This is a genomic window from Microbacterium sp. APC 3901 (assembly GCF_030407765.1).
Taxonomy (GTDB): Bacteria; Actinomycetota; Actinomycetes; order Actinomycetales; family Microbacteriaceae; genus Microbacterium.
Genome location: NZ_JASDCU010000004.1, coordinates 67,332 through 88,078 on the forward strand (window position 1 = coordinate 67,332; position 20,747 = coordinate 88,078).

General features: G+C 67.2%; 17 protein-coding genes. 16 read left to right on the forward strand and 1 reads right to left on the reverse strand.

All coding sequences use genetic code 11. The features are described 5' to 3' along the window. Nucleotides 1-2: 2 nt before the first annotated feature. The 9 genes from QMA07_RS04815 (at nt 3) to QMA07_RS04855 (ending at nt 11,152) form a co-directional block, all read left to right on the forward strand. On the forward strand, nt 3-455 hold the full coding sequence (locus QMA07_RS04815) for a MarR family transcriptional regulator (RefSeq protein WP_290160342.1): 453 nt from the start codon (nt 3-5) through the stop codon (nt 453-455). A 178-nt stretch (nt 456-633) separates the two neighbouring features. Further along, entirely contained in the window at nt 634-2,298 is a 1,665-nt protein-coding gene (locus QMA07_RS04820) for an ABC transporter substrate-binding protein (protein WP_290160344.1), read from the forward strand. Then, nucleotides 2,295-3,275, forward strand: a complete 981-nt coding sequence (locus tag QMA07_RS04825) for an ABC transporter permease (protein WP_290160346.1) — start codon at nt 2,295-2,297, stop codon at nt 3,273-3,275. The genes QMA07_RS04820 and QMA07_RS04825 overlap by 4 nt, the downstream gene beginning before the upstream one ends. Next, nucleotides 3,272-4,186, forward strand: a complete 915-nt coding sequence (locus QMA07_RS04830; protein WP_042537384.1) for an ABC transporter permease — start codon at nt 3,272-3,274, stop codon at nt 4,184-4,186. Before QMA07_RS04825 ends, QMA07_RS04830 begins: the two co-directional genes overlap by 4 nt. Beyond that, on the forward strand, nt 4,183-5,895 hold the full coding sequence (locus tag QMA07_RS04835) for an ABC transporter ATP-binding protein (RefSeq protein ID WP_290160348.1): 1,713 nt from the start codon (nt 4,183-4,185) through the stop codon (nt 5,893-5,895). Before QMA07_RS04830 ends, QMA07_RS04835 begins: the two co-directional genes overlap by 4 nt. A gap of 14 nt (nt 5,896-5,909) precedes the next feature. After that, nucleotides 5,910-7,079 carry a family 1 glycosylhydrolase gene (locus QMA07_RS04840; RefSeq protein ID WP_290160350.1) on the forward strand — a complete coding sequence of 390 codons (1,170 nt, stop codon included), beginning with the start codon at nt 5,910-5,912 and terminating at the stop codon, nt 7,077-7,079. Between the two features lie 43 nt (nt 7,080-7,122). Continuing rightward, a complete protein-coding gene (locus QMA07_RS04845) occupies nt 7,123-8,664 on the forward strand; it encodes a molybdopterin-dependent oxidoreductase (RefSeq protein ID WP_290160352.1) in 1,542 nt (513 codons plus the stop codon). A 38-nt stretch (nt 8,665-8,702) separates the two neighbouring features. Then, complete coding sequence (metG, locus tag QMA07_RS04850) at nt 8,703-10,280, forward strand: methionine--tRNA ligase (RefSeq protein ID WP_290160354.1); 1,578 nt, start codon at nt 8,703-8,705, stop codon at nt 10,278-10,280. A 2-nt stretch (nt 10,281-10,282) separates the two neighbouring features. Beyond that, a complete protein-coding gene (locus QMA07_RS04855; RefSeq protein WP_290160356.1) occupies nt 10,283-11,152 on the forward strand; it encodes a TatD family hydrolase in 870 nt (289 codons plus the stop codon). Here QMA07_RS04855 and QMA07_RS04860 read toward each other — a convergent pair. After that, entirely contained in the window at nt 11,134-12,420 is a 1,287-nt protein-coding gene (locus QMA07_RS04860) for an MFS transporter (RefSeq protein ID WP_290160358.1), read from the reverse strand. The genes QMA07_RS04855 and QMA07_RS04860 overlap by 19 nt on opposite strands. A gap of 55 nt (nt 12,421-12,475) precedes the next feature. On the opposite strand from QMA07_RS04860, the gene rsmA reads away from it, so the two are divergent. The 7 genes from rsmA (at nt 12,476) to QMA07_RS04895 (ending at nt 20,692) form a co-directional block, all read left to right on the forward strand. Next, a complete protein-coding gene (gene rsmA, locus QMA07_RS04865; RefSeq protein ID WP_290160360.1) occupies nt 12,476-13,345 on the forward strand; it encodes a 16S rRNA (adenine(1518)-N(6)/adenine(1519)-N(6))-dimethyltransferase RsmA in 870 nt (289 codons plus the stop codon). 9 nt (nt 13,346-13,354) lie between these two features. Next, nucleotides 13,355-14,422 (forward strand): L-glyceraldehyde 3-phosphate reductase, encoded by a 1,068-nt coding sequence (gene mgrA / locus QMA07_RS04870; RefSeq protein WP_290160362.1) that lies wholly within the window; start codon nt 13,355-13,357, stop codon nt 14,420-14,422. Between the two features lie 13 nt (nt 14,423-14,435). Then, nucleotides 14,436-15,368, forward strand: a complete 933-nt coding sequence (locus QMA07_RS04875) for a 4-(cytidine 5'-diphospho)-2-C-methyl-D-erythritol kinase (RefSeq protein WP_290160364.1) — start codon at nt 14,436-14,438, stop codon at nt 15,366-15,368. A 100-nt stretch (nt 15,369-15,468) separates the two neighbouring features. Beyond that, a complete protein-coding gene (locus QMA07_RS04880) occupies nt 15,469-16,482 on the forward strand; it encodes a LacI family DNA-binding transcriptional regulator (protein WP_290160366.1) in 1,014 nt (337 codons plus the stop codon). A gap of 155 nt (nt 16,483-16,637) precedes the next feature. Next, nucleotides 16,638-18,158 carry a multiple monosaccharide ABC transporter ATP-binding protein gene (gene mmsA / locus QMA07_RS04885; protein ID WP_290160526.1) on the forward strand — a complete coding sequence of 507 codons (1,521 nt, stop codon included), beginning with the start codon at nt 16,638-16,640 and terminating at the stop codon, nt 18,156-18,158. Further along, nucleotides 18,155-19,510, forward strand: a complete 1,356-nt coding sequence (gene mmsB / locus QMA07_RS04890) for a multiple monosaccharide ABC transporter permease (RefSeq protein WP_290160368.1) — start codon at nt 18,155-18,157, stop codon at nt 19,508-19,510. Before mmsA ends, mmsB begins: the two co-directional genes overlap by 4 nt. A gap of 60 nt (nt 19,511-19,570) precedes the next feature. Next, nucleotides 19,571-20,692 carry a sugar-binding protein gene (locus QMA07_RS04895; RefSeq protein ID WP_290160370.1) on the forward strand — a complete coding sequence of 374 codons (1,122 nt, stop codon included), beginning with the start codon at nt 19,571-19,573 and terminating at the stop codon, nt 20,690-20,692. The last annotated feature ends 55 nt before the right edge of the window (nt 20,693-20,747 follow it).

A 20,747-nucleotide genomic window follows, 5' to 3' on the forward strand; every position in this document is an offset into this window, starting at 1 on the left:
ACATGAGTCAAGAAGCCGGCGGCATCGACCTCGACACATCGCTCGGATACCTCCTGAAGGAGGCCTCCAGCGCGCTGCGTTCGGCGATGGAGGAGGTGCTGCGTCCGCTCGGCATGACCATCACGCACTACTCGTGTCTCGAACTGCTCGCCCAGCGGCCCGGCCTCTCGAACTCCGAGCTGGCCCGCGGTGCATTCGTGACGCGGCAGTCGATGAACGTGCTGCTGCAGGCGCTCGAGCGGGATGGATTCGTCTCGAGACCGCCCGCGGCTCCGGTGGGCAAGGCGCTGCCGACGACGCTCACTCCTCGGGGGAGGAGCAGTCTGGCGCAGGCGACGGCCGCAGTGCGGTCCGTCGAGGTGCGGATGCTCGCGGGCATGACCGACGACGAGCAGGGTGCTGCGCTCCGGGCACTGCGGAGCATGGTGCGCTCCCTTCGCGATTCGCCGCGATGAAGACAGGTTTGGCACCGCTCCCATCCCCGTGATGGCGGGCAATCCGCCCCTGCCCCATGGCTGCCAGGGGGTTGCGCTCGCAAAATGTATGCGCTTACAATCACTCATGCGGCCTTGGCCGTGGGGCGCCCCGACCCGTGGGACCCCCTTCATGACACAGACGACATGAGGTGGCAGTGTGGCGAAGACGCACATGCTCCGGCGCTGGCGGAGAGCCGCGATCGTGGGACTGGCGGCAGCAGCCGTCGTGCTCAGCGGTTGCAGCATCCAGATCAGTTCACAGCCCGATCCATCGATCGGCGACGACACGATGCTCATCAATGCGGACAAGGGGAACCCGTTCTTCACGCGGAACTTCAACCCGTATCTGACCAACACGCGCACCGCGTCGCGGTGGATCTACGAGCCTCTGATCCTGGTGAACCCGCTCGACGGAACCGAGAACCCCTGGCTGGCGAGCGAATGGTCGCAGCCCGACGCCCGCACGGTCGTGATGACGATCCGCGACGACGTCGAGTGGAGCGACGGTGAGAAGCTGACGCCCGATGACGTGGCGTTCACGTTCCAGCTGCTCAAGGACAACCCCTCGCTCGACATCAAGGGTGCCTGGCAGCACCTCGAGACCGTCGAGGTCGACGGTGACGACGTGATCATGCACCTGCAGACCGACGACGCCCCGTCGCTGCCGATCCTCGGTCAGACCATGATCGTGCCGGAGCACCTCTGGGCCGACGTCGAGGATCCCGGCACCTATCGCAACGAGAACCCGGTCGGAACCGGGCCGTTCGTGCTCGGCAACTACAACGACCAGCAGTACTCGGTCGACAAGAACCCCGACTACTGGCAGGCCGACAAGATCGAGATCGAGCACATCATCCTGCCGTCCACGAACTCGCAGCTCGACACCGTCACCCGCGGATACGACTGGGCCTACTCGTTCATCTCCGACGTCGAGGGCACGTGGGGCGCCGCCAGCGAGCACAACGCCTGGTGGTTCCCGCCCGGTGGGGTCATCGCCCTCATGCCGAACCTCGAAGTCGCCCCGTTCGACGATGTGAACGTGCGCCGCGGCATCGCCCTGTCGCTCGACCGCGAGGAGATCGCCGAGACCGCCTCCGAGGGGTACATGGAACCCGCGGGGCAGACCGGGCTCATCCTCCCCAACCAGGAGGAGTACCTCGACCCGAACATCCCCGATCAGGGCATGATCACCCAGGACGCGGACGCCGCACTCGCCGCGTTCGCCGAGGCGGGGTACACACTCGACGGCGACCGGCTCGTGAGCGCAGACGGGACGCAGCTCGAGTTCGCCCTGACCACCGCCAACGGCTTCTCGGACTGGACCCGCGCGGCGCAGACGGTGCAGAGCCAGCTCGCAGACGTCGGCGTCAAGGTGACTCTCAAGCTCCCGCAGCCGGCGGGGTATCAGAGCGCCATCAGCAACGGTGACTTCGAGATGGCCATCGGCGGCATGGGCAACGGCAACGTCTACCAGGCGTTCAACAATCTGCTCTCGAGCGAGTTCTACGTGCCGTCCGGCGAACCGACCGCCAACAACTTCCAGCGGTACCGCTCGGATGAGGCTGACGCGTTGCTCGCGGAGTACCGAGAGACCGTGGACCCTGCCCGTCAGACCGAGATCGTGGAGGAGCTGCAGGGCATCGTCTACGACGACCTGCCCGTCATCGGCCTCTACTACGGCGGGATCTGGGGCCTCTTCAACGACTCCAAGTTCACCGGCTGGCCCACAGAGGACGACCCGTACATGATTCCGCAGAACTACGACTCGGCACCGCTGGGCATCTTCACCCGGCTCGAGCGCGTCACGGAGGATGACCGATGAAGTACATCCTCCAGAAGGTCGGGCTGTTCGTCCTCACACTGTGGGCGGCCATCACCCTCAACTTCTTCCTGCCGCGTCTGATGCCGGGTTCGCCGGCCGACGCCGCGATCGCGAAGCTCTCGCAGAACGGTCCGGTGTCTGATGCGACGCGCGCCGCGATCGAGGCCCAGCTCGGAGTTCCCACCGGATCGATCTGGGATCAGTACGTGGCCTATCTCGGCCAGGTGGCACGGCTCGACTTCGGCGTCTCGTACACGTTCTATCCGCAGAGCGTCTCGAGCATGGTCTCGACCGCACTGCCCTACACGATCGGGCTCGTCGGCATCGTCACGATCCTCGCGTTCGTGATCGGCACACTGATCGGCACCGCCGCAGCGTGGCGCCGCGGCACCTGGCTCGACAGCCTGCCGACGCTGACCGGATCGTTCCTCAGCACCTTCCCGTATTTCTGGACGGCACTGCTGCTTCTGTTCTTCTTCGGGTATGTGCTGCACTGGTTCCCGACGACGGGAGCGTATGCGGCCACGACCACGCCAGGATTCACGTGGGACTTCATCGTCGACCTGGCGCAGCATGCGGTCCTTCCCGCGCTGACGATCCTGCTGACCTCGCTCGGCGGATGGATCATCGGCATGCGCAACGCGATGATCAACACGCTGGGTGAGGACTACGTGACCTTCGCCGAGGCGAACGGTCTGCACGGCCGCACGATCGCCCTGCGATACGCCGCACGCAACGCGATCCTGCCGAACCTCACCGGCTTCGGGCTCACGCTCGGCGGTGTGGTCGGCGGATCGATCCTCGTGGAGCAGGTGTTCGGATATCCGGGCATCGGCTATCTCCTCTTCAACGCCGTGATCGGGCAGGACTACCCGCTCATGCAGGCGCTCTTCCTGATGATCACCGTGAGCGTGCTCATCGCCAACTTCCTCGTCGACATCCTGTACGGCGTGCTGGATCCAAGGACCCGCCGATGACCTCCACCATGAATGTCAAGGTTCCCTCCGACCGGATCGCGGCTCCCAGCCCGTGGCGCTCGTTCGCCCGCATGGTGGGCACGCTCTGGTCCAACGGCAAGGCCAGATTGGGCCTCATCATCCTCGGGCTGTTCGTGGTGGTGGCGGTGTTCGCGCCGCTGCTCGCCCCGTACGGCCCGAAGGTCAACACGTTCGAGCGCAACGCCGATGCGTCGGCCGCGCACTGGCTCGGCACCACCGCCGCGGGTGAGGACGTGCTGAGCCAGCTGATCTACGGCTCGCAGGTGAGCCTGCTGGTCGGCATGGCCGCCGGCATCCTCTCGACGATCGTCGCCGTGCTGATCGGTCTCAGCTGGGGCTACATGCGCGGCTTCCTGGGCGAGGTGGTCGGCTTCATCGTCAACCTCTTCCTCGTGATCCCGGGTCTCCCGCTCATGATCGTGATCGCCGCCTACCTGCAGAACGGCGGCATCCTGATGATCATCGCGGTCATCGTCGTCACCGGATGGGCCTGGGGTGCGCGCGTGCTGCGCAGCCAGACCCAGTCGCTGCGGGGCAACGACTTCGTCACCTCGGCGCAGTTCTCGGGTGACAGCCGGGCGCGCATCGTGTTCCGCGAGATCCTGCCGAACATGACGTCGATCATCGCCGGCACGCTCTTCGGTGCGGCGACCGCGGCGATCCTCGCCGAGGCCGGACTCGAGTTCCTCGGTCTCGGCGACTCCAGCATCGTCAGCTGGGGAACGATGCTCTACTGGGCGCAGAACTCCAACTCCCTGCTCACCGGGCAGTGGCTGCTGCTGTTCGCCCCCGGTCTCTGCATCGCCCTGCTCGCTCTGAGCCTGACACTGATCAACTTCGGCGTGGACGGCATCTCCAATCCGCGCCTGCGAGAGGGGAAGGGCCGATGAGCGCCATGGAACCCAACGACGTCCTGCTCGACGTGCAAGGCCTGTCCGTCGAGTACGCCTCGCCGGGTACGACGCCGGTCACCGCGGTCGAGAACGTCTCATTCACGCTGCGTCGTGGCGAGTTCGTCGGCCTCGTCGGCGAGTCCGGCTCGGGCAAGTCGACGCTCGGCTTCGCCCTGACGCGGCTGCAGAAGCCGCCGGCTCGCATCAGCGACGGGCGGATCCTGTTCGACGGCCGCGACATCCGCGAGCTCGACGCCGATGAGCTGCGTCGGCAGCGTCAGGGCGGTTTCGCGATGGTGCTGCAGTCGGGCATGAACGCGCTGAATCCCGTCCGCACGATCGGCAACCACTTCCGCGACATCTTCACCGCGCACGGGCATGTGGCCCGCGACGCCCGCGATGCGAGAGCGAGGGAGCTGGTCGGCAAGGTCGGACTCGACCCCCTCGTGCTGTCGCGGTATCCGGGTGAGCTGTCGGGCGGCATGCGCCAGCGTGCCTCCATCGCGCTGGCGCTGTCGCTCGAACCGCAGCTGATGGTGTTCGACGAGCCGACCACCGCGCTCGACGTGCTCGTGCAGCACGCCGTCATGGACACGATCAAGGATCTCCAGCGCTCCGAGCACTTCACCGCGATCCTCATCAGTCACGACCTCGGCATCGTGCTCGAGGCCACCGACCGTGTGATGGTCATGCACGAGGGCCGGATCGTCGAGGACGCGCCGAGCCTCGACGTCCTGCACCGCCCCCAGGACGAGTACACGCGGATGCTGCTGAGCCACTACGCCGATCCTCGGGCCGAGTCGATCTCGATCCCCGGGTTCGTCGACCTCGGCACCCGCCGTCGGGAGGGGCGCTCGCGCACCGACCTGACCGAGACCCTGCCGACGGTGTCGCAGCGCGACACTCGCCGGGCGGATGCCGCGATCGTGGTCGAGGGCGTGTCGAAGCGCTACCCGGCGCCGCGTCGGGGCGAGCAGCCGGTGACCGCCGTCGACGACGTGTCATTCCGTCTGGAGCCGGGTGAGGCGCTCGCGCTCGTCGGCGCCTCCGGTTCGGGCAAGTCGACGATCGCGAAGCTCATCACGGGCGTCGAGAAGCAGACCGAGGGCACCGTGCGCTTCGGCGACGTCGACGTCGCGACGCTGGGTCGCAAGGGACTCCGCGATCTGCGCAAGGACGTGCAGATGGTGTTCCAAGACCCCTATGCCGCGCTGAACCCGCTGCACACGGTCGAGTACGCGCTCAGCCGGCCGATCCGCAACTACACGCCGCTTCGAGGGCAGGAGGCGAGAGCTCGCGTGCTCGAGCTGCTCGAGACGGTGGGCCTGACGCCGGTCGAGCAGTTCGCGGCGAAGCTGCCGCATCAGCTCTCGGGCGGGCAGCGCCAGCGTGTCGTCATCGCCCGGGCGCTCGCCAGCGATCCGCAGGTGCTGATCGCCGACGAGCCCGTCTCGATGCTCGACGTGTCGCTGCGAGCCGGTGTGCTCGCGCTGCTCGAAGACCTGCGGGAGCGGTGGGGCATCAGCATGCTCTACATCACGCACGATCTGCTCAGCGCGCGTCTCGTGACCGAGAACATCCTCGTGCTCAACAGCGGTCGCGTCGTCGAACGCGGCGAGACCTCTCAGGTCCTTCAGCATCCGGAGGACCCTTACACGGTCCAGCTGTTGGATGCCGTGCCGAATCCATCCCGTATCTCGAAATAGAGAGGAGAGCACTCGTGCTCACATTCCCTGACGGCTTTCTCTGGGGTGCTGCGACCGCAGCCCATCAGGTGGAGGGGAACAATACGACCAGCAACTGGTGGGCCATGGAGCATGCTCCGGGCTCGCCCATGGTGGAGCCCTCGGGCGACGCCGCCGACCACTTCCACCGGTACCCGGAGGACATGCGGCTGCTGGCGGATGCCGGTCTGAACTCATACCGCTTCTCGATGGAGTGGGCCCGCATCGAGCCCGAGCGCGGGTTCGTCTCGCGGGCGATGCTCGACCACTACCGCCGCATGATCGACACGGCGCGCGAGAACGGGCTCGACCCCACGGTGACGCTGATGCACTTCACGGTGCCGCAGTGGTTCCAGAAGGACGGCTTCTGGCGTGCGGACGACGCGGTCGACCTGTTCTCTCGCTACGTCGAGACGGTGCTCCCGATCCTCGAGGGCGTGAAGTACGTCTGCACGATCAACGAGCCGAACATCGCGGCGATGCTCGCCGGGGGAGAGGATGCAGCGAACCTCGTCGCGTTCGGACTGCCGAACCCCGACCTCGCGGTCGCCGACACACTGCTCGACGCGCACCACCGTGCGACAGAGATCCTGCACTCCGTCTCGGGCGTGCAGGCCGGATGGACGATCGCCACGCAGGCTTTCCACTCCACCGGGGAGCCCGGTGCCGACGAGATGCTCGCCGAGTACGGCGATCCGCGCGATCACTGGTACCTCGACCAGTCGGCCGGCGACGACTTCGTCGGCGTGCAGGCCTACACCCGCACCTTCATCGGGCCCGAGGGGCCGCGGCCGGTCGCCGATGATGTCGAGACGACGCTCACCGGGTGGGAGTTCTTCCCCGAGGCGCTCGAGATGGGCGTGCGCAGCGCCTGGGAGCGCAGCGGCGGAGTGCCGGTGCTCGTGACCGAGAACGGCATCGCGACCGCCGACGACACCCGTCGCATCGCGTACACGCAGGGTGCGCTCGAGGGGCTGCACCGTGCGATCTCGGATGGCATCGAGGTGAAGGCGTACCAGCACTGGAGCGCGCTCGACAACTACGAGTGGGCCAGCGGATTCCGTCCGACCTTCGGGCTGATCGGCTTCGACCACGAGACGTTCGAGCGCGCGCCGAAGCCGTCTCTCGCATGGCTGGGCGAGGTCGCACGCCGCAACGGGCTCTGAGCCGAACGGCCCCGGGGTCATGCCCCGGGGCTACTCTCGGATCATGACCCACGCAGTCCGCGCGAAGCGCGGTGACAGGCTCCGATCGGCGGCCGCCGGGCTGAGCGCAGCGGTCGTCGCGGTCGGCCTGGCTGAGCTGGTCGCCGCTGTCGTCGAACCCGGCGCGAGCCCGTTCGCCGTGATCGGCAGCGGGCTCATCGACCTGGCACCCAGCTGGGCGAAGGATGCGGCGATCGCGCTGTTCGGCACCGGCGACAAGGTCGCCCTCCTCACCGGGATCGCCATCGTGCTGGCAGGCGTGGCGGCGCTCGCAGGCATCCTCGAGTCCCGCCGGTCGGGTGTGGGATCCGCGATCCTCGCCGCTCTCGGCGTGCTCGCCCTCGTGGCCGCGATGATCCGTCCGGGGGCGGGGCCGTTCGCCTGGCTCCCCGGCCTCGTGGCGGGAGCGGTCGCGGTCGTCGCGCTGCGGCTTCTCATGCGCAGGGTGCATCCGGTGCCGTACCTCCGCGCCGAGCATGACGAGCGGCGGCAGTTCCTGCTGTGGACCGTCGGCGTCGCCGCCACCGGCGTCGTGGCGCTCGCGATCGGCAACGCCGCCCGTGGTGTGACCCGGTCGATCGAGGCGGTGCGCGGTGCGCTTCGGCTGCCGAAGGCGGCCGACCCCGCGCCGGCGGTCGCGGCCGGAGCCGAACTCGACATCGTGGGGCTTGCGCCGGTCGTCACCCCGAACGCGCAGTTCTACCGCATCGACACCGCGCTGATCGTGCCGCGGATCGACCCCGCCGACTGGTCGCTGCGGATCCACGGGATGGTCGACCGTGAGATCGTCATCACGTGGGACGAGTTGCTCGCCCTGCCGATGAAGGAGTCGCATGTGACGCTCGCGTGCGTGTCGAACGAGGTGGGCGGAGACCTGATCGGCAATGCGCTGTGGCTCGGGCATCCGGTCCGAGACCTCCTCTCGCGGGCGGGCGTCGACCCCGAGGCAGACATGGTGCTGTCGACCTCGTCCGACGGTTTCACGGCCTCGACCCCGATCGAGGCGCTGACCGACGACCGCGACGCTCTGCTCGCCGTCGGCATGAACGGCGATCCGCTGCCCATCGAGCACGGTTTCCCGGTGCGCATGGTCGTGCCGGGGCTCTACGGCTATGTGTCGGCGACCAAGTGGGTGACCGATCTCGAGGTCACCCGGTTCGACCGTGCGACCGCGTACTGGACGGATCGCGGATGGTCGGAGCGGGGCCCGATCAAGCTGCAGTCGCGCATCGATGTGCCGCGCCGAGGCACCCGGATCGAGGCGGGCGATGCCGTCATCGCGGGCATGGCCTGGCAGCAGCACGTCGGCGTCGAGGGTGTCGAGGTGCGGATCGACGACGGCCCATGGCGTCGGGCGGAACTCGCCACCGCCATCTCGGACGACACCTGGGCGCAGTGGCGCCTCGACTGGACGGCCGAGAGCGGAGCGCACACGATCGAGTGCCGCGCGATCAGCGCGGACGGCGAGACCCAGACCTCCGACCCGGCCGACGTCGTGCCCGACGGAGCGCAGGGGTGGCACCGCATCCAGGTGTCGGTCGCCTGAGCGTAACGACCGCCTGCATCCCGCCTAGAATTGTCCCCATGCCCGCAGGCGAATCGTTCTACATCACCACGCCCATCTACTACCCCTCCGATGTGCCTCACATCGGCCACGGGTACACCTCGGTGGCGGTCGACGCGCTCGCGCGCTGGCACCGTCAGGGCGGCGATGACACGTGGATGCTGACGGGCACCGACGAGCACGGCCAGAAGATGCTCCGCGCGGCGGCGGCGAACGACGTCACCCCCCAGGAGTGGGTCGACAAGCTCGTCACCGAGGCGTGGTTCCCGCTGCTCGAGACGCTCGACGTCGCCAACGACGACTTCATCCGCACGACGCAGGAGCGCCACGAGACCAACGTGCAGACGTTCTTCCAGCGTCTCTACGACCGCGGATACATCTACGCGGGCGAGTACGAGGCGCTGTACTGCGTCGGCTGCGAGGAGTTCAAGCCCGAATCCGAGATCGTCGACGGCACGGGTCCGTTCGAGGGCCTCAAGGTGTGCGCGATCCACTCGAAGCCCCTCGAACTGCTGCAGGAGAAGAACTACTTCTTCAAGCTCAGCGAGTTCCAGGACCGTCTGCTCGAGCTCTACAAGACCCAGCCCGACTTCGTGCGCCCCGACTCGGCGCGCAACGAGGTCGTCTCCTTCGTGAGCCAGGGACTCAAGGACCTCTCGATCTCGCGGTCGACCTTCGACTGGGGCATCCCGCTGCCCTGGGACGAGTCGCACGTCATCTACGTGTGGGTCGACGCGCTGCTCAACTACGCCACCGCGGTCGGCTACGGCTCCGACCAGGAGACGTTCGACCGCCGCTGGCCCGCGTATCACGTGGTCGGCAAGGACATCCTGCGCTTCCACGCGGTGATCTGGCCCGCGCTGCTGATGGCCGCCGGTCTCGACGTGCCCAAGGGTGTGTTCGCGCACGGGTGGCTGCTGGTCGGCGGCGAGAAGATGTCGAAGTCGAAGCTCACCGGCATCGCACCGACCGAGATCACCGACGTCTTCGGCTCCGACGCCTACCGCTACTACTTCCTCTCAGCGATCGCGTTCGGCCAGGACGGCTCGTTCTCGTGGGAAGACCTGTCGGCCCGCTACCAGGCCGAGCTCGCGAACGGCTTCGGCAACCTCGCGTCACGCACCACGGCGATGATCGAGAAGTACTTCGAGGGCATCGTGCCGCCCCCCGCCGAGTATTCCGAGAAGGATCTCGAGATCCAGAAGATCGTCGCGGATGCCGCCTCGAACGCGGATGCCGCGATCGAGCAGTTCCGCATCGACGAGGCCATCTCGTCGATCTGGACGATCGTCGATGCGCTCAACGGCTACATCACCGAGAACGAGCCGTGGGCACTGGCCCGCGACGAGGCTCAGCGCGGCCGTCTGGGCACCGTGCTCTACACGTGTGCCGAGGGTCTTCGTGCCCTCGCGGTGCTGCTCTCGCCGGTGATGCCGCAGTCGACCGAGAAGCTCTGGGTCGCCCTCGGCGCAGCCGAGAGCCTCGGGCGTCTGCAGGACCAGCCGATCCGCGAGGCGGGAGCCTGGGGCGTGCTGCGCCCCGGAACCGGCGTCAACGGACTCAGCCCGCTGTTCCCGCGGGTGGAGTCCGCCGCCTGAGCATGACCTACGTGCAGCAGCGAGACGGCGAGGGGCGCAGGAATCTGCGGTATCCGGCGGCTCCCGAGCCGCTCGCCGTGCCCGTCTACGACAACCACGCGCATCTCGAGATCCTCGACGGCGATGAGCCTCTGTCGCTGACCGAACAGCTCGATCGCGCCGCGGCGGTGGGCATCGCCGGCGTGGTGCAGGCGTCGGGCGACATCGAGTCGTCTCGCTGGGCGGTCGAGGCCGCGGAGTCGGACTCCCGTGTGCTCGCTGCTGTCGCGATCCACCCGAACGATGCTCCCGCGTACGCCGAAGAGGGGCGCCTCGAAGAGGCCATCGCGGTGATCGACGAGCTCGCCGCGCACCCCCGCACGCGGGCGATCGGCGAGACGGGACTCGACTTCTTCCGCACCGAACCCGAACGCCGAGCACCGCAGTTCGAGTCCTTCGAGGCGCACATCGCCCTCGCCAAGAAGCACGGCATCGCGATGCAGATCCATGATCGCGACGCGCATGACGCGGTGCTCGAGACGCTCTCCCGCGTCGGAGCGCCCGAGCGCACCGTCTTCCACTGCTTCTCCGGTGACGACGCGATGGCGCGGATCTGCACGGATGCCGGCTATCACCTGTCCTTCGCGGGCAACGTCACGTTCAAGAACGCGCAGAACCTGCGCGATGCACTGAAGGTCACGCCGCTCGATCGCATCCTGGTCGAGACCGATGCGCCGTTCCTCACCCCCACGCCGCTGCGCGGTCGGCCGAACGCCCCGTATCTGGTGCCGATCACGGTGCGGTTCATGGCCGCCGAGCTCGGCATCGAGGTCGACGAGCTCTCTGCCCGGCTCGCCGCCAACACCCTGCGGGTCTACGGCTCGTTCGACTGAATCTCGATCGCCTGGGTGTCGGAGACCGGCTTCGCCGACACGATCTGCGAGATCGGCTTCCACACGAGCAGCAGGGTGAGCGCCGCACCGACGAACGCGAACCACCACGGTGCGGTGAGCCCCCAGAACTGCGCGATCACGCCGCCCAGGGCCTGACCGATGACCATGCCGCCGAACACGCCGACCATGTTGACCGAGGCGACCCGCCCCTGCAGCTCTGGTGGCACGAGGCGCTGACGGACCGTCGTCGAGATCGTGCCCCAGATGAACGCGTAGGCGCCGAAGACGAACATGATCACGAGCGCGACCCACCCGGTGCTGGTGAGCGCGAAGGCGAGGTGCATCAGCACTTCGAGGGACAGCACGACGCGCATGAGCGTGGCGAACGACACATGCCTCTCGAGCCAGCCGAAGCACAGCGTGGCGAGGATGCCGCCCGCCGCTGAGGCGGTCGTCAGTGCTCCATAGCCGACGGCGCCCATGTTCAGATGCTCTGTGGCATAGAGCACCAGCACGCCCCACGGGGCCGCCCACGTGACGTTGAAGACCAGGATGATGAGCACCAGCATCCGCACCGGGGGATTCTGCCAGAGCCACCGCAGGCCCTCGGCGATGTCGGTGTGCACGTGGGGCTTCTCGTGGGTCCCTGAGCCTGTCGACGTGCGAGGAGGCACGGGCGTGCGGGCCATGCGCGAGATCAGGACGACCGCGAGGAGCACGCAGAGGATCTCGAGCAGGAAGGGCCACGCCGTGCCCGCGGCGAAGAGGAAGGCACCGAGGGGTGGACCCGCGAACTGGTTGGCGACCAGATATCCGGCCTGCAGACGAGCGTTGCCGAGGCCGAGATCCGCAGGCTTCACGAGCATCGGCAGCAGTGTGCTGCCCGCCGTGTCGACGAACACCTCCGCCGTGCCGTAGAGGAAGGCCACCGCGAGCACGATCCAGATGTTCGCCGTGCCTGTCAGCAGGAATGCGCAGAGACCCGCGAGCACGACGGCTCGCGCGGCATTGGCGACCATCACCAGCCGCCGGCGGTCGAAGCGGTCGGCGATCGCTCCGGCATGCAGGCCGAACAGCAGCCACGGGAGGAACTGCAGGATGGCGCCGGCCGCGACGAGGATCGGCGATGACGTCATCGAGGCGATGAGCAGCGGAGCGGCGGCGAGAGCGACGCCGTCTCCGACGTTGCTCGTCCACGACGATGCGAGCAGCCAGCGGAAATCCCTGCCCATCCGACGAGGCGCGATCAGTTCACCGAGGGAGGGCACCAGAGAAGACTACTTGCGGGTTCGGACACCGGTGGAGGTGGGGGACAATGGAGCAATGACAGTCACCCTGCTCGGCGCCACCGAGATCCGCCGCCTCGCCGCCGAGCTCGACGTCACCCCGACCAAGAAGCTCGGACAGAACTTCGTCGTCGACGCGAACACCGTGCGCAAGATCGTGCACGCGGCCCGTGTGCAGCCGGGCGAGCGCGTCGTCGAGGTGGGGCCTGGGCTCGGTTCGCTCACGCTCGCGATCCTCGAGACCGGGGCATCCGTCACCGCCGTCGAGATCGATCACCGGCTCGCGGCCCGTCTGCCCCGGACGGCCGAAGAGCACGGTGTTCCGGCCGACATGCTCACGGTCGTCGATGCCGATGCACTGCGCATCACCGAGCTGCCCGGTGAGCCCACCGTGCTCGTCGCCAATCTCCCGTACAACGTCTCCGTCCCCGTGCTGCTGCACTTCCTCGAGAACTTCTCGTACCTGCAGCGCGGTGTCGTGATGGTGCAGGCCGAGGTCGCCGAGCGCATCGCGGCCAAGCCGGGGTCGAAGATCTACGGCTCCCCGAGTGTCAAGGCGGCCTGGTACGGCGAGTGGAGGCTCTCGGGCACGGTGTCCCGTCAGGTCTTCTGGCCGGTGCCGAACGTCGACAGCCTCCTGGTCGGCTTCGACCGCTCAGAGGGCGAGCGTGGCACGGAGGACGAACGTCGACTCACCTTCAAGATCGTGGATGCCGCCTTCAACCAGCGGCGCAAGATGCTGCGTCAGGCGCTGTCAGGCCTCTTCGGCAGCTCGGCCGCAGCATCCGACATCCTGGTCGCGGCGGGAGTCGCGCCGACCGCTCGTGGCGAAGATCTCACGGTCGACGACTATCACCGTGTCGCGCGGCACGTCGCCCAGATCGAAGACGCCGCCATCACCGGCTAATCTGGCACGGTGACCGAGTCCCCCCGCTTCCGTCCGAACGTCCCTGAGCTCCACCGGCCGTACGCCGCCGATGAGAGCCGCTATCAGCAGTTCGAGTACCGCCAGGTCGGTACCTCGGGGCTCTACCTGCCGCCCATCTCGCTGGGCCTGTGGTGGAACTTCGGCGACAACATCCCGCTCGACAACCAGCGTGCTCTGCTGCGCCATGCGTTCGACCGCGGCATCACGCACTTCGACCTCGCGAACAACTACGGTCCGCCCTACGGCTCGGCCGAGAAGAACTTCGGCCGCATCTTCGCCGAGGACTTCCGCCCCTACCGCGACGAGCTGATCATCTCGTCGAAGGCGGGCTGGGACATGTGGCCGGGGCCGTACGGCGACCTCGGAAGCCGCAAGTACATCCTCGCGAGCGCCGAGCAGTCGCTGACGCGCATGGGCCTCGACCACGTCGACATCTTCTACTCGCACCGAGCAGACCCGGTGACACCGGTGGCCGAGACCATCGGCGCGCTCGACACCCTCGTGCGTCAGGGCAAAGCGCTCTATGTGGGCATCTCGTCATACAGCGCCGAGCGCACGGCGGAGGCCGTCGCCGTCGCCGCCGAACTCGGCACCCCGCTGGTCATCCATCAGCCCGCCTATTCGATCCTCAACCGCTGGGTCGAAGACGGGCTCACCGAGAAGCTCGAGCAGTCCGGCGTCGGCGCGATCGCCTTCACCCCGCTCGCGCAGGGGCTCCTCACCGACAAGTACCTCGGAGACGGCACCGCCGCGCGCGCGCAGAAGCGCGGGTCGCTGCCGGACGCTCCGCTGTCCGAGGCTGCGCTCCAGACGCTCCGGTCGCTCAATGCCATCGCCGAGCAGCGCGGGCAGTCGCTGGCGCAGATGGCGATCCAGTGGACGCTGCGCAATCCGGTGGTCGCCTCCGCGCTGGTCGGGGCGTCCCGCCCCGAGCAGCTCGATGAGAACATCGCCGCCGTCAACGGCCCCGCGTTCACCGCTGACGAGCTCAGTCGTATCGATGAGGCGGCCGGCGCCATCGACGTCGACCTGTGGGCGTCGTCCACGGAGCTGTGACGGGAGCACCGAGATGAGCTTCGCCGCCCCCGTCGACTCCGTGCATGTCCGCGCGCCGGGCAAGATCAACGTCTACCTCGGCGTGGGCGGCCGTCATGACGACGGGTACCACGCGCTGGCGACCGTGTTTCAGGCGGTGTCGCTCTATGAGGATGTGATCGCGCGGCACGCCGACGACTTCTCGATCACGGTGTCCGGGGTCGACGACCCCGACACGGTGCCGTTGGATGATCGCAACCTCGCGATGCGGGCGGCCAAGCTGCTCGCGACCGCAGCAGAGTACGACGGCGGGGTGGCGCTGGAGATCCGCAAGAGCGTGCCCGTCGCCGGGGGCATGGGAGGCGGATCGGCGGATGCCGCCGCCGCCCTCGTGGCCTGCGATGCGCTGTGGGGCACCGGGTTCTCGACGGCACGCCTGCACGAGCTCGCGGCCCGACTCGGCGCTGATGTGCCGTTCGCGCTGCACGGCGGAACCGCCGTGGGCACGGGGCGGGGAGATCAGCTCAACCCGGCACTGGCACGGGGGCGATTCGACTGGGTGCTCGTCCCGAGCGACGAGGGCCTGTCCACGCCGGTCGTCTACGCGCGGCTCGACGCTCTGCGTGAAGCCGAGGGTGCGCTCGCCGACGACCCGCCGCTCTCGCTCGAGGTTCCGGCGCCCGTGCTGCAGGCGCTGCGCTCGGGAGACCCTGAACTGCTCTCCGAGAGCATCTACAACGACCTTCAGGAGGCCGCTCTGCATGAGCGGCCGGAACTCGAGACCACGATCCTGCGCGGCATCCATGCGGGTGCCCTGCAGGGGATCGTCTCCGGCTCAGGACCCACCGTCGCACTTCTCTGTGCGAGCCCCGAGGGCGCGCAGGAGGTCCAGTCGCTGCTGCGAGAGCACGGGCTCGAGTCGCTGCACGTGCACGGCCCGGTGCCGGGCGCGCGCATCCTCGCCTGACGCGCGCCGCCCGCATCCTCGCATCAGCGAGGTGCGCTCGGCGCGCGTGGCATACATAATGAAGTGACGATGTGACCGTGCACATACAAGGAGGTCTGTGATGTCGACCACCTCCGAGCGTGCCCGGATGCCGAGCATCCGCGATGTCGCCCGACTCGCGGGGGTGTCGCACCAGACCGTCTCGCGGGTGCTGAACGATCACCCCAGCATCCGCCCCGAGACCAAGGCCAAGGTCCTCGACGCCATCGCGGTGCTCGACTATCGCCCCAATCTCGCAGCGCGGGCGCTGGTCACCAGCAAATCCAACATGCTGGGCATCCTCGCGGCGACCGTGGGGGAGTTCGGCCCCACCTCCTCGATCGTCGGAATCGAGGAGGCCGCTCGCGAAGAGGGGTACTCGGTCTCGACGCTCAACCTCTCGGCCACGACGCCGGAGGCGATCGGCAACGCCCTGCGGCAGCTGGCGCGCGAGCAGGTCGACGGCATCGTGGTGCTGGCGCCGCAGGTCCGAGCGTTCCATGTGCTCAAGGGCATGGCGGTCGAGATGCCGTTCGTGTCGCTGCAGACCGCGTCGGGTTCCGACGGGGTGACGCTGTCGGCCGACCAGGTCGCGGGCGCTCGCACCGCCACTGAGCATCTGATCGGACTCGGGCACAGCGACATCATCCACATCGCCGGACCGCAGGACTGGATCGAGGCCGAGTCGCGCATGCGCGGATATCTCGATGCCCTGCGCGAAGCCGACCTTCCGACCTTCCCGCCGATCCGCGGTGACTGGACGGCGGACTTCGGCTATTTCGCGGGGCAGGAGCTGTCACGACGCCGCGATTTCACGGCCGTGTTCGTCGCGAACGATCAGATGGCGATCGGTCTGCTGCACGGTTTCCGGGATGCCGGCGTCCGCGTGCCCGAGGATGTGAGCGTCGTCGGCTTCGACGACATCCCCGTGGCCGCGCATGTCGCGCCGACGCTGAGCACCGTGCACCAGGACTTCCCTGAGCTCGGCCGCCGGGCGGTGCGGATTCTGCTTGCGCAGATCCGGGGGGAGCAGGTGCCCCAGTTCGGGCCGCTCCAGACCACTCTGCGCACGAGAGAGTCGTCGGCACCTCGATAGAGCCACAATTTGGCTCGTGGTCTTGACAGCGTCTCAGCGAGCGTAGACTATGTAATCCAATGTGAACGGTCACATCGAAGGTGACCGCCCGTCGCGAGGAAGATCTTGTGAGCACCACAGCAACGTTGCCGGTCGTGTCAGGCCCCATCCTGGAGATGCGCAGCATCACCAAGGAGTTCCCGGGTGTCAAGGCGCTGTCCGACGTGTCCATCACCGTCCGCGCAGGAGAGATCCATGCGATCTGCGGCGAGAACGGTGCCGGGAAGTCGACCCTGATGAAGGTCCTCTCCGGCGTGTACCCCTACGGCACGTATGAGGGGGAGATCCTGCTCTACGGCGAGGAGCAGCGCTACCGCGACATCGCGGCGAGCGAGCAGGCGGGGATCGCGATCATCCATCAGGAGCTCGCGCTGATCCCCGAGCTCTCGATCACCGAGAACATCTTCCTCGGCAATGAGATCCGCCGCTTCGGCAAGATCGACTGGCGCGCTCAGCGGCAGCGCACCGTCGAGCTGCTGGCTCGCGTCGGCCTGCGCGAAGACCCCGACGTCGCGGTCAAGACTCTCGGCGTCGGCAAGCAGCAGCTGATCGAGATCGCCAAGGCCCTCAACAAGGACGTCAAGCTCCTCATCCTCGATGAGCCCACCGCCGCCCTCAACGAGAACGACTCGCAGCACCTGCTCGATCTGATCCTGGGTCTCAAGGCCAAGGGCATCGCGTCGATCATGATCAGCCACAAGCTCAACGAGATCGAGCAGATCGCCGACGAGATCACGATCATCCGTGACGGTCGCACGGTCGAGACGCTGGACATCGCGCGCGGTGAGATCAACGAGGACAGGATCATCCGCGGGATGGTCGGACGCTCGCTCGAGAGCCGCTACCCCGACCGCACCCCCGAGATCGGCGAGGTGTTCTTCGAGGTCAAGGACTGGTGGGTGCAGCACCCCACGGTCTCCGAGCGCATGGTCGTCAAGGGCTCGAACCTCAACGTCCGCCGCGGTGAGGTCGTCGGCATCGCCGGGCTGATGGGCGCGGGGCGCACCGAGTTCATGATGAGCATCTTCGGACGCTCGTACGGCAACTTCCAGGGCGGACAGATCGTCAAGGACGGCCGCGAGATCTCGATCCCGGATGTCTCCTCCGCCATCAAGCACGGACTCGCCTACGTCAGCGAAGACCGCAAGGTGCTCGGGCTCAACCTGCTCGACACGATCAAGCGGTCGGTCGTGGCGGCCAAGCTGTCGAAGATCTCGAAGCGCGGCGTCGTCGACGAGCGCGAGGAGTACTCGGTCGCCGAGCGCTACCGCAAGGCGCTGCGCATCAAGACGCCCAGCGTCGAAGAGGGCGTCGGCAAGCTCTCGGGAGGAAACCAGCAGAAGGTCGTGCTGGCGCGGTGGATGTTCACCGACCCCGACCTGCTGATCCTCGACGAGCCCACCCGCGGCATCGACGTGGGTGCGAAGTACGAGATCTACGCGATCATCAACGAGCTCGCCTCCCAGGGCAAGGGCGTCATCGTCATCTCCAGCGAACTGCCCGAACTGCTCGGCATCTCCGACCGCATCTACACAGTCTTCGAAGGTCGGGTCACCGACTGCATCCCGGCCGACCAGGCGACACCCGAGGCCCTCATGCGCAGCATGACCTCCGCGACTCAGAAAGCATCAGCATGACCACCGACCTCACGACAACGAAGCGTGGCTTCCACTTCGGCGACATCCGCAAGATGTTCGGAAGCAACGGCACCTCGTCACTGCGCCAGTTCGGCATCCTGGGCAGCCTCATCGTCATCATCGCCCTGTTCGAGATCCTGACGCTGCTGCGCAACGGACCGAACGGTGCGACGCTGACCTCGGGCAACCTGATCAACGTCATCAACCAGTACTCGTTCATCCTGATCCTCGCGATCGGCATGGTGATGGTCATCATCATGGGGCACATCGACCTGTCGGTCGGCTCGGTGGCGGCCTTCACCGGCATCATCGTCGCGAAGTCGATGGCCGACTGGAACCTCCCTTGGCCGGCGGCGATCCTGCTCGGTCTCGGTGTGGGTGCACTCGTGGGTGCCTGGCAGGGATTCTGGGTGGCGTATGTCGGGGTGCCCGCGTTCATCGTGACGCTCGCCGGCATGCTCTTCTTCCGTGGCGCGCAGCAGTGGATCGGCGACGCTCAGACGATTCCGGTGCCCAAGGGCTTCCAGGTGATCGGCACCGGCTATCTGCCTGAGGTCGGGCTTCCGCTCGATTTCAACGTTCCGACCATGCTTCTCGCCCTGCTCGCCGTGGCGTGGCTGGTCTTCTGGGAGATCCGCACCCGTCGTCAGCAGCACAAGATGGGCTCCGACAGCGCACCTCTGTGGGTCAGCGTGGTCAAGGTCGTGCTGCTCTCGGTCGTCGTCCTCGCCGCTGCGTGGATGTTCGCGACCGGTCGCCCCGGCACGAGCTTCCCGGTTCCCGGGCTGATCCTGCTCGCCCTGGTCATCATCTACTCCTTCATCACGCGCAACACCGTGTTCGGCCGTCACATCTACGCCGTGGGTGGCAACCGCCAGGCTGCACGCCTCTCGGGTGTCAAGGACCGCTGGGTCGACTTCTTCGTCATGATGAACATGTCGATGATGGCCGCACTCGCCGGCATGATCTTCGTCGCCCGTTCGCAGGCATCCGGACCGAACGACGGCACGGGCTGGGAGCTCGACGCCATCGCATCGGTGTTCATCGGTGGCGCCGCCGTCGCCGGTGGTATCGGCACCGTGATCGGGTCGATCATCGGTGGTCTGGTCATGGCCTTCCTCAACAACGGTCTCGCGCTGCTCGGCCAGGGCGCCGACGTCGTCTCGATGATCAAGGGCCTCGTGCTCCTGCTCGCCGTCGGCATCGACGTCTGGAACAAGCAGCAGGGCCGCCCGTCGCTCATCGGCTTCATGATGCGTCGCTCGAACCGTCAGCAGGATCCGGCCACCGAGACGTTCGAACCCAACAGGACTTACCAAGCCCCTCCCGTCGACAAGACGAGGGCCGAGTAAGCGGATTCTCCGCGCAGTGCTCGCACGCAGAATCCGTCACATCACACAGAAAGAGATCACATGAAGAAGATCATCGTCACAGCGACAGCGCTCGTCGCGACGGCTGCCTTCGCACTCACGGGTTGCTCCGGTGAGCGCGGCGGCGGAACCGACACGGGATCCGGCGAAGAGGCCGAAGCAGGCTTCGAAGCAGGCTCGCCGATCGGCGTCGCGCTTCCCGACAAGACCAGTGAGAACTGGGTCCTCGCGGGCCAGCTCTTCACGGACGGCCTCGAAGAGGCCGGCTTCAAGGCCGACGTGCAGTACGCTCCGGCGAGCAACACGGTCGCCGAGCAGCAGAACCAGATCCAGGCCATGGTCACCAACGGCGCCAAGGTCATCATCATCGGCGCGAAGGATGGCAAGCAGCTAGCCACCCAGGTGCAGGCCGCCAAGGACGCAGGCGCCTACGTGATCGCCTACGACCGTCTGATCGAGAACACCGAGGCTGTCGACTACTACGTTGCGTTCGACAACTTCAAGGTGGGCCAGCTGCAGGGCCAGGCTCTGCTCGACGGCCTCGCCGAGCGTGCCGGCCACGAGGCTCCGTACAACATCGAGCTGTTCTCGGGCTCGCCCGACGACGCCAACTCGAAGGTCTTCTTCGATGGCGCGATGGACGTGCTCCAGCCCGAGATCGACAACGGCAACCTGGTCGTCGTGTCGGGTCAGACCGAGATCGCGCAGACCGCGACCGAGGGATGGCTTCCGGAGAACGCGCAGAACCGTATGGACACGCTGCTGACCTCGTCGTACAGCGGTGACACCGTGGTCGACGGTGTGCTGTCGCCAAACGACACCCTTGCTCGCGCCATCATCACCTCGGTGCAGCAGGCAGGCAAGCCGGTTCCGGTCGTCACGGGTCAGGACTCCGAGGTCGAGTCGGTGAAGTCGATCATGGAGGGCATCCAGTACTCCACGATCAATAAGGACACCGCGCTGCTCGTCGAGCAGTCGATCAAGATGGTCGGCCAGCTGCAGGCGGGCGAGACCGTCGATGTCAACGACGAAGAGTCGTACGACAACGGCGCGAAGATCGTTCCGGCATACCTGCTCGACCCGATCATCGTCACGAAGGAGAACGCTGCTGAGGCGTACGCCAACGTGCCGAGCCTCCTCGAGATCGTGCAGTCGTACCAGTAAGCGTCGAGTCCTCGTCGAGGGCGAACGAGGAGCCGTCCGGGTCATGCGGCCCGGG

Coding starts and splice junctions, on each gene's coding strand:
- QMA07_RS04815 (WP_290160342.1), top strand. CDS start 3: ATGAGTCAAGAAGCCGGCGGCATCGACCTCGACACATCGCTCGGATAC.
- QMA07_RS04825 (WP_290160346.1), top strand. CDS start 2,295: ATGAAGTACATCCTCCAGAAGGTCGGGCTGTTCGTCCTCACACTGTGG.
- QMA07_RS04830 (WP_042537384.1), top strand. CDS start 3,272: ATGACCTCCACCATGAATGTCAAGGTTCCCTCCGACCGGATCGCGGCT.
- QMA07_RS04835 (WP_290160348.1), top strand. CDS start 4,183: ATGAGCGCCATGGAACCCAACGACGTCCTGCTCGACGTGCAAGGCCTG.
- QMA07_RS04845 (WP_290160352.1), top strand. CDS start 7,123: ATGACCCACGCAGTCCGCGCGAAGCGCGGTGACAGGCTCCGATCGGCG.
- metG (WP_290160354.1), top strand. CDS start 8,703: ATGCCCGCAGGCGAATCGTTCTACATCACCACGCCCATCTACTACCCC.
- QMA07_RS04855 (WP_290160356.1), top strand. CDS start 10,283: ATGACCTACGTGCAGCAGCGAGACGGCGAGGGGCGCAGGAATCTGCGG.
- rsmA (WP_290160360.1), top strand. CDS start 12,476: ATGACAGTCACCCTGCTCGGCGCCACCGAGATCCGCCGCCTCGCCGCC.
- QMA07_RS04875 (WP_290160364.1), top strand. CDS start 14,436: ATGAGCTTCGCCGCCCCCGTCGACTCCGTGCATGTCCGCGCGCCGGGC.
- QMA07_RS04880 (WP_290160366.1), top strand. CDS start 15,469: ATGTCGACCACCTCCGAGCGTGCCCGGATGCCGAGCATCCGCGATGTC.
- mmsA (WP_290160526.1), top strand. CDS start 16,638: ATGCGCAGCATCACCAAGGAGTTCCCGGGTGTCAAGGCGCTGTCCGAC.
- mmsB (WP_290160368.1), top strand. CDS start 18,155: ATGACCACCGACCTCACGACAACGAAGCGTGGCTTCCACTTCGGCGAC.
- QMA07_RS04895 (WP_290160370.1), top strand. CDS start 19,571: ATGAAGAAGATCATCGTCACAGCGACAGCGCTCGTCGCGACGGCTGCC.